Source organism: Fibrisoma montanum, from assembly GCF_003583365.1.
Classification (GTDB): Bacteria; Bacteroidota; Bacteroidia; order Cytophagales; family Spirosomataceae; genus Fibrisoma; species Fibrisoma montanum.
Genome location: NZ_QXED01000001.1, coordinates 533,772 through 548,135, shown reverse-complemented (window position 1 = coordinate 548,135; position 14,364 = coordinate 533,772). Strand labels below are relative to the sequence as shown.

7 protein-coding genes are annotated in these 14,364 nt (G+C 56.5%); 5 read left to right on the top strand and 2 right to left on the bottom strand.

Features of this window, described 5'->3' with window-relative positions:
• Positions 1 to 4: 4 nt before the first annotated feature.
• The 5 genes from DYU11_RS02315 (at position 5) to DYU11_RS02295 (ending at position 6,729) form a co-directional block, all read left to right on the top strand.
• Positions 5 to 799 (top strand): PKD domain-containing protein, encoded by a 795-nt coding sequence (locus tag DYU11_RS02315; RefSeq protein ID WP_119666019.1) that lies wholly within the window; start codon positions 5 to 7, stop codon positions 797 to 799.
• 2 nt (positions 800 to 801) lie between these two features.
• Positions 802 to 2,178 carry a right-handed parallel beta-helix repeat-containing protein gene (locus DYU11_RS02310; RefSeq protein WP_229365667.1) on the top strand — a complete coding sequence of 459 codons (1,377 nt, stop codon included), beginning with the start codon at positions 802 to 804 and terminating at the stop codon, positions 2,176 to 2,178.
• A 68-nt stretch (positions 2,179 to 2,246) separates the two neighbouring features.
• On the top strand, positions 2,247 to 3,761 hold the full coding sequence (locus DYU11_RS02305) for a GH39 family glycosyl hydrolase (RefSeq protein ID WP_119666018.1): 1,515 nt from the start codon (positions 2,247 to 2,249) through the stop codon (positions 3,759 to 3,761).
• Between the two features lie 20 nt (positions 3,762 to 3,781).
• Positions 3,782 to 5,182 (top strand): right-handed parallel beta-helix repeat-containing protein, encoded by a 1,401-nt coding sequence (locus tag DYU11_RS02300; protein WP_119666017.1) that lies wholly within the window; start codon positions 3,782 to 3,784, stop codon positions 5,180 to 5,182.
• Between the two features lie 74 nt (positions 5,183 to 5,256).
• A complete protein-coding gene (locus tag DYU11_RS02295; protein WP_229365666.1) occupies positions 5,257 to 6,729 on the top strand; it encodes a glycoside hydrolase 5 family protein in 1,473 nt (490 codons plus the stop codon).
• Between the two features lie 128 nt (positions 6,730 to 6,857).
• Here DYU11_RS02295 and DYU11_RS02290 read toward each other — a convergent pair whose 3' ends face one another.
• Complete coding sequence (locus DYU11_RS02290; RefSeq protein WP_119666016.1) at positions 6,858 to 8,087, bottom strand: alpha/beta hydrolase family protein; 1,230 nt, start codon at positions 8,085 to 8,087, stop codon at positions 6,858 to 6,860.
• 205 nt (positions 8,088 to 8,292) lie between these two features.
• Positions 8,293 to 14,331, bottom strand: coding sequence for a cellulose binding domain-containing protein (locus DYU11_RS02285; protein ID WP_119666015.1), 6,039 nt, complete (start codon positions 14,329 to 14,331; stop codon positions 8,293 to 8,295).
• Positions 14,332 to 14,364 lie beyond the last annotated feature (33 nt).

The following is a 14,364-nucleotide window of genomic DNA, read 5'->3' as shown; positions in this document are numbered from 1 at the left end:
CCCAATGGCATCTTATTCAAACCTGATTCGGCTGGCATGTGTGAGCCTGGGATGCGGCCTGCTGCTGAGTGCCTGCGCCTATGAGGAACTGCCCGAAGCCGATTACCCGCAGCAACTGCTGTATCAGCCCACCGCCCGCAACGGTGTATACACCATAAACAGCCTGCCCCCGGCCACCGGTACGTATCGGTTCTCGGTGAATCTGGCCGACAAAAAACTGATTATCCCCCTGAGCGTCTTTCGGGGTGGTGTATCGACCGCGGGTGAGGTGGCCGTTACCGTTACTGCCAACGCCGATACGGTCGCCAGACTGATTACCGCCAATGCCCTGCCGGGAACCGCCCCGCTGCCGACGGATAAGTTCGTGTTGCCCAACACGCTCAACCTCGGGGATGGTGACCAGTCCGTACCGTTTGACCTGCGCATCGACCTCGACTACCTGCGGGCAAACACAGGTCAGAAACTGGCGGTTGGCGTTACCATCGCGAGCGCGCAGACGCCCGTCAACCCGGCGCTGAAAACGACCATCATTTCGCTGGACCCGTCGATTCTCAAGCCGACGCCCAACTTCACCAACAAGGCCGACGCGACGACTCCGCGGAAAATTACGTTCACCAACACCTCGGCCAACGCGTTGAGTTACTCCTGGGATTTTGGTGATAAATCGGCACCTGTGACGGAGGCTTCCCCAACCTACACCTACGCCAATGCCGGTACGTACACGGTTACGCTGACCGCTACGGGCATCACAGGCAGTCAGGATGCCACTAAGAAAACACTTACTGTAACGGTACCGTGAGTATGATGCGCTGGCTTTTTCAGGTGTTTATTCTGGGGCTGATTAGTCAATTGGCAGTGGCTGAGGTCTGGTACGTTTCGGGTACCGGCAGCGACACCAACGATGGTAAAACAACCAGAACGGCTTTTCGGAGCTTACAGAAAGCGGCTGAACAGGTACAGCCGGGCGACGTGGTGCTGATTGGTAACGGCATCTACGCCGGTACCGAAGGCGAAACCGGCCCCGTTTTGACGATCAGTCGCTCGGGGCGGTCCGATGCCTGGATAACCTGGAAAGCGCAGCCGGGTCACCGTCCCGAGATACGTCCGTCTGGCTGGGCGGGTATTCAGATTACCGGCTCGTACCACATTCTGGACGGACTGACTGTGACCGGAGCCAATGATTCTCTGGTGCTGCTGCGGGCGCTGGAAGACGCCAAAAAGCCCAAACCCGACCCGCGTTTCAACACCAACGGAATCATCATAGAGGGTCGTCGTCAGCCCGTCGACCAGAAGCCGCATCACGTGGTGATTCGCAACTGCCAGGTGAGCAAGTGCCCCGGTGGCGGCATCACGGGCCTGGAAACCGATTACCTGACGATTGAAGATTGTCTGGTTTTCGATAATGCCTGGTACATGCGGTACGCCGGGTCGGGCATTACGACGCTGAACAACTGGGCCTTCGACGACAAGCCGGGCTACCACATCATCATCCAGCGCAACTACGTCTGGAATAATAAAACGCTGGTGCCCTGGGAACGTACCGGCAAACTCAGCGACGGCAACGGTATTCTGCTCGACGTGACCGATCTTACGCAGCAGGGGGCCACCAATCCCAATGCCGATGCGGTTGTAGCGGCCCAGACCGCCCGTAAAGACAGCGCCCAGGCTGTTCCGGCGTCTCCACCCAAGTCCCAGCGGCCCGAATGGAAAGGCCGGGCGCTGATTGCCAACAACGTCAGCGCGTATAACGGCGGGTCGGGCATTCACACATTCCGGACGCGCCATGTCGATATCGTCAACAATACCACCTACTGGAACGGGCAGGTAGTCGGCTACGAGGAACTGTTCCCAAACCGCTCCGACGACATCGTGATTATGAACAACATCATCGTGCCGCACCCCGGTGGCAAGGTGACCTCCAATAACCGTAATACCAACATCCGCTGGGACTATAACCTGTATCCTGCGGCTCAGCAGGTGTTTGTTGGCCCGAATGACCGCATCGCTGACCCCTTGTTTGTCAATGTACAGCCCGACCTTCGGAAGGCCGACTTCCGCTTGCAGAAGACCAGTCCGGGCTACAACTCGGGCGGGGTGGAACTGCCGCTGACAACCGATATTACGGGTAAGGCACGCCCCAAAGCCAGCGGCCGCGACCGGGGTGCCTACGAGCAGTGATTGGATGGATACACCAGAAACGAGCGGGTAGGTGTCTGCTGGGCGCATCAATCTTAACTCCTCAGCTAATGAAGACGTATTGGTTTATACTTTTCGTTTTTGCCAGCATCAGCGTGTCGGCACAGCCGGGCGCGACCACCAATAATCAGCCATCGGCTGAAGGGGGCAAATCGACGTTTACAATCGGACTCAAACAGGTTGGCAGCGTTAAGCCGCGGAACGTGCGTGATATTGAAGCTTCGAACTGGCTGCTCGGCTGCGAAACGCTCGACCGCGACATGGCCGATTATGAGCAGTATAAAGAGTACCTGGGGCCGCTGGGCATCAAGCGTATCCGGCTGCAGGCGGGATGGGCCAAAACCGAGAAGGTACGCGGACAGTACGACTGGGCGTGGCTCGACCGCATCATCAACGACGCGGTGCAGCGCGGTCTGGAACCCTGGCTGGAAACATCGTACGGCAACCCAATCTACCCAAAGGCCGGGGGGATTAATCTGGGCGCTGGTGCGCCTACCTCGCCCGAAGCGCTGGCGGCCTGGGATCGGTGGGTAGAGGCTCTGGTGAAACGCTATAAGGACAAGGTAAACGAATGGGAAGTCTGGAACGAACCGAACTTCGGCGACAACACCATCAACTCCCCCGAAATGATCGCCGACCTGAACATCCGGACGGCCGAAATCATCAAGCGCCTTCAGCCCAGTGCCAAAATTTCGGGCCTTTCGATGGGGCACATTGATCTCGACTATGCCGACGCCTTCTTCAAGATTATCCACGAAAAGGGCAAGATGAAGCTGTTCGACAACATGGCGTACCACGACTACGTCTATAACCCCGACGCCAACCACTGGCACGTAGCGGAGCTTCGGCGGGTGCTGGACAAATACGCGCCCACAGTAAAACTACGGCAGGGCGAGAACGGGGCCCCGTCGTTCGGTGGGTTTGGCCGTGGTGCCCTCGGCGACTGGGAGTGGTCGGAGCTGAGCCAGGCTAAATGGAATACCCGGCGTATGCTGGGCAATCTGGGCCACGATATCGAATGCAGCATTCTGGGCATCATCGATATGAATTATGCATCGGCCGGGAGTCCGATCAAGAAGCTGAACGTAAAAGGACTTATCGAGTCCGATTCGACCAGGCGGGCCATCCGGCCAAAGCTGGCGTACCACGCCATGCAGCACGTAGCGGCCATTTTCGACAACTCGCTCAGGCGGCTGCCGGTCCGGCCGACGTACAACGTCAACGCCCCGCTGGCCCCCGGCGAAGTGAAATACAATAAAAACACGGACCGGAGTCTGGCTGTGTACGGCTACGAGCACAACAATTCGAAGAAGCAGGTCTACACCATCTGGATGGACGAATGCATCCCCAATAATTCGTACCAGACCCGCGATATGAACCTGACCTTTCTGAACGCGAACATCGACCAGCCGGTCTACGTGGACATCATCAGCGGTGGTGTGTATGAAATCCCGGCCAGTCAGTGGAAGAAAGACGGCAACAAGTTAATCATTCAGAATATACCCGTGTACGACGGCCCAATCCTGATCGCAGACAAGTCGCTGATTGGAACCAGGAATCAGTAGCTCTTTAACAATCAACCGTTATGAAAAACGTCCTTTTGCTCATTGTCATCCAGGGGGTGTTTGCCTGCCAAACGACAAAAGAAAACGTAGCTCCCGATGCCAACACCCGAATAGCGGCTACGCAGGCGATTACGACCTATTACGTATCGACCACGGGCAGTGACGGCAACTCCGGATCATCGGCCAGTCCGTTTGCTACCATTCACAAAGCCGCGCAGGTGGCCACCAGCGGCAACACCGTTATCATCAAGGGCGGCACCTACGAGATTACCAGCCCCATCATGCCGGCTAATTCCGGTACCGAAATGGCACCCATTACCTACAAGGCCGAAGCCGGAGCAGAGGTGATCGTGGATGGAAAGCTCCAGGTTCCGGCCGATAAGGTTGGCGGGTTGTTCTACATTCTGAACAAGAGCTGGATCGTGGTGGATGGTATACTGTTTCGTAACTCCCGGCGCGATGGCATTCAGGTACGTAACTCAACCGGCATCACGGTCCAGAACTGTCGGGCTTTCAATACGTACGCGTCGGGGATTATCGCGGCCGGCAGCTCAAAGATAAAGGTGCTGAACTGCCGGATACGTAAAGCCTGCCAGGACCCCGAAAACATTGGTACGAACGAATGCCTGACCATTGCGTCGACGACGGATTTTGAGGTGGCCAACAATACGGTGTTTGATCGGCAGTTTGCGCCCGGTGCCGAACCCAACAACGGGGGCGAAGGCATCGACTGCAAAAATTCCTGCACCAACGGCAAGGTACATCACAACACCGTCTACGATCTGTACCGAGTGGGTATTTACGTGGACGCCTACCAGAAAAATCTCTCCAATGTGGACGTCTATGCCAACACCGTCTACAACTGCCAGGCCGGTATTACCGTAGCCAGCGAGGAAGGGGGCACAGCCCTGGGAGTAAAAGTTCACGACAATCTGGTTTACGACTGCAAACGGGTGGGCATACGGCTGGCGGGGTACGTGAACAATGGCCCCCTGCAGGACATTGATGTGTATCAGAATACCGTGACGCGCTGCGGCTTTGGCACAACGGGTACCTGGGAGAACGTCGGACTGCTGGTCGAAGCCAACAATCCGGCCAATCGGAACTTCAACATCCGGAACAACATTTTTGCGGGCAATGCGCAGCAAATGCGGACCCGCGACCAGACCTATGCGACGATTGCCAACAACCTGGTGTTTGGGCCGACGTACGCTCCGGGAACCGGCTCCATCAACGGTGACCCGCTGTTTGTCAACGCGTCGACCAACGACTTTCGCATCAAGTCCGGCTCACCCGCCATTGACCGGGCCGCCGGCACCCCGCTTTCGACCGTCGACATCAGAAACCAGGCCAGACCGCTCGACGGAAATGCGAACGGAACGGCGGTAGGCGATCTGGGCGCTTACGAACACATACCCTGATACAACCCCCGTTTGGCAATTGCTGACCGGGCTGGCCATTGATCCGTTAATGGCCAGACATAACTGTACGCTGCATGAAAGGACTGGGTATTTTCTGCGCTGGTGTTTTCCTGATTAGTCAGGGGCTTTATCTGCTACCATCTCCGCAACCCGATGGGTGGTTGGACAACATACCGGGACAGAACCAACCGGCCGATAGTTGGTTGCGGGCGAAGGCTGACCCGTTCACGACGTCGTTTGTGCGGGTCAGCCCGAAAAACCCTCTTTATTTTGAACTAAGCAACGGGCAGGCCTACATCCCGATTGGCCCGAATATCTGCTGGGCCAGGGACATGGGCCTGATGAAAACCTATTTCCGTAAACTATCGGAGAACGGCGGGAACTACGCCCGGGTGTGGCTGAGCCATCCGTTGTTTGAGATCGAGCGGCAATTCGGTCGGGTCGATTCCTCCAGCTTCCAGAAAATCGATACGGTGCTTGAACTGGCCAGCCGCTACCGTATCAAGGTCAAGTTTTGTTTTGAGCACTTCCGGCAGATCGACACCACCCGGAATTTTTTCAACAAAGCGTTGTATCACCAGGCAAACGGTGGGCCTTTTGCCGATATGGCGGGGTATATTCAGTCCGACAACGGGCGCGCTACGTACCTGAACAAGGTTGATTTGTTCCGGCAGCGCTACGGCGACCATCCGGCCGTATTTGGCTGGGAACTCTGGAACGAGATGAACGCGATCCGGAGTGCGGGCCTGTACGACTGGAACGCGTATATGCTACCGGAAGTCCACCGGAAATTCCCGAAGAATCTGGTCATGCAGAGTCTGGGCAGCTTCGACTCTGAAAAAGCCAGGCCTGACTACCGGTTTATCAATTCGCTGAAAGCCAACGACGTAGCGCAGATTCATCGCTACCTGGACAAAGGAGGGCAGCTCGCCGTCGTTACCGCTCCGATGGACGTACTGGCCAGCAACGCCGTTGCCGAACTCCGTTCGTATGGCCTTCAAAAACCCATGCTGCTGGCGGAAGTGGGGGCCGTGAAACCGAAGCATACCGGTCCGTCGGAACTGTATCCGCTGGATAAAGCCGGTATGTTGCTGCATGATATGCTGTTTGCGCCGTTTTTCAGCGGAGCCGCCGGAACGGGCATGGCCTGGCACTGGGACAGCTACATCGACAAGAATAATCTGTGGTACCATTACCAGCGCTTTACCGAAGCCATTAAGGGGGTTGATCCGGTTGACGAGCAATTTGTTCCCGTAACGATTCCGCACCCAACGCTGCGCATCTACGGCTTGTCTGGTCGAAAGACCCTGTTGCTATGGTGCCGCGATGCCGAGAACGACTGGCAGCAGGAACTGGAAAAAGGAAGGGCGCCGGCACTGCGGCAGAACCTGACAGTGAACGTGGACACCCTGCTTTCGGCAAAACAGATCCGGCAGGTGACCACCTACGATCCCTGGCAGCACAAAACACAGCGAGCCCGCCGGTCGGCCGCCGTTCAATTACCTGATTTTACCCGCTCGATTGTCGTGCGTATCAACAGAATGTAGTGCCAGTTCATACGCCACCGTATCCAGGCTCATCAACGTAAGATAATAAGTAAGTAGGGAAAATAGGGTTCATCATAGGTTAGTCTGCAAAGCTCCTGGTATTGCCGGGAGTTTTTGTTTTCAGGGAATCAGTGGATGGGGCCAGGTAGTAATCTGTCGGCAAAGTCAAGGTATTGCGCCCAATCGTAAGTTGTGATGTCGTGAGGGCCGGATCGGATGTGGTAGCCGACGGTATGACCGACTGGCTGGTTAACCCTGGGCATTACCGATACCCCAAGTCCCTGCCTACCAAACAGGTTCCAGACTCGATCAGCTTCTTTCGCGCTCAGAAATTCACCTGTCGGGTCGGCCCAGGCATCTTCTTCCGCACTGGCTACATAAAGAGGACGAGGGGCAATCAGCGCCAGAAGCTGGTGTTGGTCGACGGGCAGGGCGTTTTCATTGTCATTATACGTCTTGAACCTGTCCACGAACCAGTGCGGAAAGTTGGTGTTGATGTGCGCAACGGTTTCGCCGAAGCACCGCCGGGCCAGCGCGGCCCCGCCTTCTCCCGAGTTATTGGAGATAACCATCGCAAAGCGTTCATCGGTCGCGCCCGCCCACAAGGCCGCTTTGCCGAGTCGGGAGTGGCCGTGCAGGATCACCCGTGACGCATCTATGGCCGGGTCTGTTTCCAGGTAGTCCATCAGCCGGCTCAGCCCCCAGGCCCATGCACCGATGGCTGCCCAGGCGGTTTCGGCCTGGTTGAGTTCAGTTTTCAACGTAGTCCTGATGCCCGTTTGCCAGCCTTCCGGATGATCGGGTTCAAGATCACCGTAGTAAACCGTTGCTACCCCGTAGCCCCGCCTGACTATCTCGTCAATCGGCCAGCGACTGGCTTCCATACCGCGGGCATCTTCAGTTGCCCGGTTGTTCGTGACTTCGCCACCCTCCGTGTTCGGTAGCCAGCGGGTCGAGAGGGTAATGCCCGGATCGTTGCTGACACAGTGGTTGCCGGAAAAGTTTAGCCCCGCAAAAATGGGAACGGACTGGTCGGTTTTGGGTAGATAGAGCAGTACGTCCATACCAGGCGCTTCATCCGGGGTACCGAACAAAACGGTCACTTGTTTGCAAATGGCGACTCCATTCAGGGCGTTTTCGTTTACTGATCGAACTACTGATCGCATGCTGGTTGGTCTACTCGGCATCTGCCCGTATACGTGCTCTTTGAAGAGGGCAAGCGTGGCGGGCCGTTGCTGGGTCAGCCATTGCCCGACCGTTGTAACTGGCTGGCCATCTGGCGTTGTTAGTACGTCGGGAAGTGTATAGGCCGGAACCTTATGTTCGTCATAGTTCACGGGCAAGGTCGACAGGGTCATTGTAAAAGCTAAGGGACGATTGCGGTTATGCAAAGAATGGAATTTTCTCCAAAGAGCAGTCAGGTCCGAAAACCAAAATTCCCTGCGTCAATAGAAAGCGCAGCGGCTACGCATCCGGCTCTCCGTCGTGACTCGGAGGAACCGGCGCGTACCGCTGCGCCATGTACTTAGCCACAGGACCAGTTCAGCACATCGCCTGATGGGGTTACGGTTTCAGAAGCTTGATCGTTTGTTTTTCCCGGTTTGTGCTCACCTGCAGCAACAACATGCCCGACCGTTGCCGGCCTATCGGTAAGTGATGCTGTTCAACCGGGGCCGCTTTCCCGGTCTGATACGTAGCCACAACCTGACCCTGCACATCGGTTAACAGAAGCTGCAACGGTTGCCCTTCGATGCCACTCACCGCCACCTCAACCTGGTCACCCTGGATTGGGTTGCCCAAAACGACCACCCGCATGGCTGAAGCTGATTCGTTCACACCAACCCGGGTGCCTGAGGTTGGTTCCTGGCCGTAGACCAACGTACCGTTGAGGTAAGCGGTAATTCTGACGTTTTCGGTTAGTGGTCCGGCGACCCGGTACGAGTAGTCATTCGTTTCGTTGAAGGCCGACCAGTCTGATTTGTTGATCCGCTGCTGAATGATTCCTGTTGAACTGGCCGGATGAAGCTGACCCAGCGAAGGCGCGAAACTTAACTCCAGGTACGTGTCGGTGCCCTGTCGGCTTTCCTTCACAAACTGGCTCCGAACACTGGCGTTGCCCAGTTCGGCGAAGTCAATGGTGTGCACCAGGGGTTTATCACCCTCGGCCGAGAACCAGTACCGAATGGTCAGCCCGCTGTAATCGACCGCTACGTTCCCTTCATTGGCGACCTTCAGGTGCGTGCTGATCTGGTTGGTAGCAGGATTACCATTTTTGTTTTCAGAATACACCTTCAGGGCGGTTACCGGCGTGATAGCGGCTGGTTCGGTGCCCCAAATCAACGTATTGTTGCGGTAGACAGTGATGCGGTCTGTTTTGGTGTAGGTGGCGTTGGCCGCAAACGAATGATCGTCGGATTCGCTGAAGTTGGTCCAGTTTTGTTTGCCCACGCCGGTCTGAATCTCGCCGGAATTGCTGGTAGGGGCCAGTGTTCCGGCAGAGCTGTCGAAACGGTATTCAACGTAGCCAAAGGCTCCCTGGCGGGGTGTTTCCAAAGGCACATAGTTCATCTTTACCTTGCTGGTACCCAGTGCTGCCCAGTACACCGACAGATTGGTTAGGGGCGCAAAGTTTTCAGCTGTCAGCCAGTAGCGGATCGTAATCTCACCGTAGGGGACCGACGTAGTACCCTCATTGTAGAGCTTCAGATAGGGACGAATGGTGTTATTGGTTGTTTGGTTATTGTCGCCGTCCCGGTGATAAACGCTCAGCCGATCCGTAGGAACAGGAGCCGTTACGGTTACCGTCACATTCGTGACAGGGCTGATGCAGGGGCCTGCTTTACAAACAACCGAGTAGCTGAACGTACCGGTAGCTGATGCCGATACGGGTAACGATGTTTCCCCATCAACACCGTTCCAGTTGACGGTTCCGGCGCAGTTCGTTACGGTCAGCGCAGCGTTGGGTGTACCCTGCGTTAGCGTCAGGCTGCTCACGTCGGGAGCCGAGGGCGGGGTGTTCACGGTCAAGCCAAAAGCGGTCGACGTCAGGCTGTTGAAGCCGGAAACGACGACGCTGTATGAACCGGCGTGGCTGGGCTGAACATCGGTCAGCGAGAGCGTGGCGGAGGTTTGTCCAGTCAGCGCCACGCCGTCTTTGAACCACTGGTAGCTATCGACGGGACCAGATACGTCCACACTGGTGCTGACGGCTGCGCCCGCGCAAACGGCCGAAGCACTGGCAGGCTGCTGCGTGATGGTCAGGGGCGTACCCTGCAATTCCAATGCGCCCATGTCGACCCCCGCGCCCTGCGGTCGGTCGATGCCCAGGATATCCTGCTGTGCGAACTGCCCCGCAATGCCACTGCCCGCATTGAGAGCCGGGCTGATAGGCGCAAGCCGGAAATCGCCGTTGGCAGCATCGACAAACTGAGGGTCTTTACCAACGATGTTTTGCTCACCGGTGAAGTAGCCATTGTTGAAATTGCTGAACGTCAGATTATTGTTGTGCTGAACGTCCTGACTGCCCGTTACGGAAGAAGGCAGTTCGCCTGGCTTGCCATAGAATATATTATTGTAAATGCGCGCGCCACGGGAGCCCTGCATAATGAACTCATTATCGATGCCAATCCCAAACGGCCCATCGCTCTGCCCGTTCTGGTAGGTGGTGTTGTTAATGACCAGGGCATTATCGCTGTAATTGACATTGATACCACGGCCTCCGTTCAGGTAACACAGGTTGTTTTCGATCAGAATTTTACCAGTATAATCGCCAAGTGGATTTTTGATCTGCGCGGGGTTATTGGGGTTGGTGCCCCGGTTGTTGTCGAGAATAATGCCGTTGCCGTCGAAGAACCGGCAGTTGGTACCCGTACCGCCGATGTTCCAGGCAATTAAAAGCTTATTCCCATAACTGCGATTTTTGCGAATGATAATGCGCGGGGCCGTCGAATTATTGTCGTAATTCCAGGCGTTGATGATATTGATGCCGCTGGTGCCGTACACGCTGTACCACGAGTTGTTGTACACCACGTTGTTCTCGATAGTGACGTAGTCGCACTCGCTCCCGCCAATACCCTGACCCGCGCAATCGTGCACCGTGTTATTGGCGATTACGATGTGGTGAGGACGCAGAAGATCTCCCTGACTGCCGACGATGGACATGCCGTTGCCGTTGAAGCGGGCGATGGGTGTAGCCGTGGGGCTGGGACCTTCGCAGGCACCGGGCTGGGCCTGCGCCTGCGCCAGAGTTATGTTGGCGTTGTTACCTTCTACCTCGAACCCCTGAATGCGAACGTACGCGGCCGCCGGCAAAATCCGAAACCCGTCGAAGTTACTGTTGCCCAGCGCTACCACGGGCTTGTCAGATTTATAGGGCATAAATACGATAGGCCTGGTTGGCGTACCGGTGCGCTGAATACCCACGACAAACTGGCTGGTGCTCGTGTAGCGCCCCGCCATCACGAAAACGGTATCGCCCGGAGCTACCCGGTCGGCCGCCTTCTGGATGGTATTGAACGGCTGAGCCTCCGTACCGGCGGTGTTGGCAGCCGACGCGGCCGCACTGACGTACCAGTTTCGGGTGCTGGTATACGTCGGCGGATAGACCGTAACACTGGTGTTGTTGTTGCCCTGTATGGCTGTGAAGCCGGCCGAGTTCGTGATCACGGCCCGGAACTGACGGCTCTGACCGTTTGCGGGTACGTCGGGGAGGGTGTACGTCAGGGAGTAGGGGGCCGAGGTTACCTCGCCTATTTTGCTGAACGCACCGAATGATGTCGACGAATAATACTCAACCTTAGTAATCGTGGTACCCGCCGGTGTGCTGGCGTTGACTTTAATGTTTAATGCGGTTCCAGCAAAGTACGACGAGTTGTACTGGGGAAAGGTCATCGACACCGTTGGCGGTGCTCCAAATACTACCGTTGCCTGGACGGTTGCCGTGCAGCCGTTGGAGGCCGTGCCCGTTACCGAATACGTTGAAGCCGTATTTACCGTAATGGCGGTGGTGCTGGCCCCGTTGCTCCACTGATAGGTAGTAGCGCCCGATGCCGTTAACGTAACGCTGCTGCCTGTGGTTGCTGTCAGGCTGGGCGTGGCCGCCAGGGTAATCGAGGGTGCTGTGTTATCCAGCTCGACAGTGGCCGTAGCCACGGCCGTATTTCCGCTTGTTCCCGTAACGATCACCGAGTACGTACCGCCCTGGCTAACGACGGCCTGATTGGACGTGCCAATCTGAGTAGCCCCGGCCGAGAAAGCATAGGAACTGCCCCCTCCGGCTGTCAACGTGACGCTGGGCGTAGCGCAGGTAAGCGTAGCCGAGCTCGGTGTAAGTGTTGCCACGGGTGCGATTTGGTCATAGCCCACGGTAGCGCTGGCCGATGCCGTACAGCCCTGGGGCGAAGTAGCCGTAACAGAATACAAACCGGCTGCACCCACCACCAGTGTGGTATTGGTCGAGTTATCGGACCAGCGCAGGTCGGCAACCGATGTGGCAGCGGTCAAGGTCAGGCTGGGGTTGGCCGCTGTTAGCAATCCGTTCTGGGGGCTGATGCTGACGGTAGGCAGTGAATTTACGGTCAGGCTGAAGGCAGAGGAGGTCAGGCTGTTAAAACCGGTGACAACCACCTTGTAGGCTCCGGCGTCGCCGGCCTGTGCATTAGTCAGTGAGAGGGTAGCCGTCGTTTGACCGGTGACCGGAGCCTCGTCTTTAAACCACTGGTAGCTGGTGGCGGGACCAGATACGTCCACGGTGGTCCTGACGGCCGCGCCCGCGCAAACGGCCGAAGCACTCTCCGGTTGTCGCGTAAAGGCAATGGGTTGTCCCTGCAATTCATATACCCCGACGTCTACGTTGCTTCCCTGCGGGCGGGCTACTCCCAGAAAATCAGTCGGTATAGCCGCTGCGTAGTCATTCGTGCCGGCGTTAACGGCTGCGCTGCCCGGCTTCAACTGAAAGTTAGCCGTAGCCGGGTCGGTCGTGGCATTGACAAACACCGCCGTTTCCGACGCAGGCGACGCTATGATGTTGTCGGATACCACAGTGCCCGTGGCCGACGTAGGCACCTGACTGACCGCATCGACCAGATACAGGTTGTTCCGGTACGTAGTTGTGGTATTAAGCCGGTTCGTCGTAAACGTGTTTTCGCCGGTAATGGGCCGGATAATGTTGTTTACGATGTTAATATCACCGGATTCCTGGGCGTAAATTTCTCCGACCGGATATTCACCCGAAGGGCCCTGGCTTTGCGAGTTCTGATAGGCCGTGTTGTTGACAATATCAGTACGCAGTCCTTTGTAAGCGTGGATGCCCGATCCACCATTGTTGTACACAATATTGTTGGCAACGAGCGTTCGGCCCGTGTATTCCTGATACCGGATCGATGAGCTGGCCTGTGAGTTTTTAAAGTCGTCGATGATGATACCGTTTCCGTCGGTGAAGTTGCAGCCAAAAGCCGGCACACGCACGAATAATTTGTTTCCGTAGCACCTGTTATTCACGACATAATTGTGATAGCCCGGTTTGGTATCGAAGTTCCAGGGGTGGAACACCGAGATGCCGCTGGTGCCGTAGACGGTATACCACGAGTTGTTATACGACGTATTCCCTTCGATGGTGATGTAGTCGGCTTCGATGGCGTTAATACCTCCGCCCCCGCAATCGTGCACGATGTTATTGACGACCTTGATGTGGTGAGGGTGGAGCGTTCCTCCGTTAACGCCCGTAATGGTGATGCCATTCCCATTGAATCTGGGCTGCACCGAGCCGGTCGGATTGGCGCAGCTGCCGGGCTGGTCGATGGCATCATTCAGGGACACATTCGCATTGTTCCCCTCAATATCCAGTCCATGAATCTCGACGTAGCTAACACCAGTCGGGATGCTAATGCCATTCCAGCCGTCAAGCTTCAGTTTGGGTCGTTCGCCCGGCAGATTGGCAATCACGACCGGGCATCCCTCCAGACCGGAACGGTACATCGTGGCCAGGTTCTGAGACGCATCTTTCAGCGTGTAGGAGGTAGGGGCCGACACGAAAAAGATCGTGTCGCCAGGCAGTGGCCGCGCGCCGTTAACACCGCTGAAAATAAGCTTTTGAAAGCTTCCCGTCGGATTCGTAACCGATTCTCCGAGGTTCGTGGTGGTCGCTGTAGACGCGCCTGCTTTGACGTAGAACTTCTTTCGTGCCGAAGCCGCGGGGCAGGTTGTTGGAAACCCATTGACCGTCCGCGACGTGGTTACGGCCGTGACGCTGTTCGAAAACGTGACCCGGGCGTACAGATCATTAAAACCCGTGTTGGGCACTGTCCAGTTGATGGTGTAAGGAGCGCTGGTCGAGGTTCCGACCACGGTTGTACTGCTGCCCGGCGAGTAGAGCAGGTCAACCTGTACCACACTGGTTCCTGAAGGTGGCGTTACGCGGATCTGAACCGGTACCTGGGTACCGTATGCGAACGATTGCCGAAAAAACGGATAATCGATACTTACGGACTGCGCTTGTGCAAACCCGGAAAATACCAGGAAAAAGGCCAGTAGGCAGAGCCGGTTGAGGATTGGCTGGACATTGAAGACCGGCCGGTCGAAAAATTGGGTACAGGTTAGAGACATACGTAGGCTGGTTAGGAATTAACGGAAGAGCAA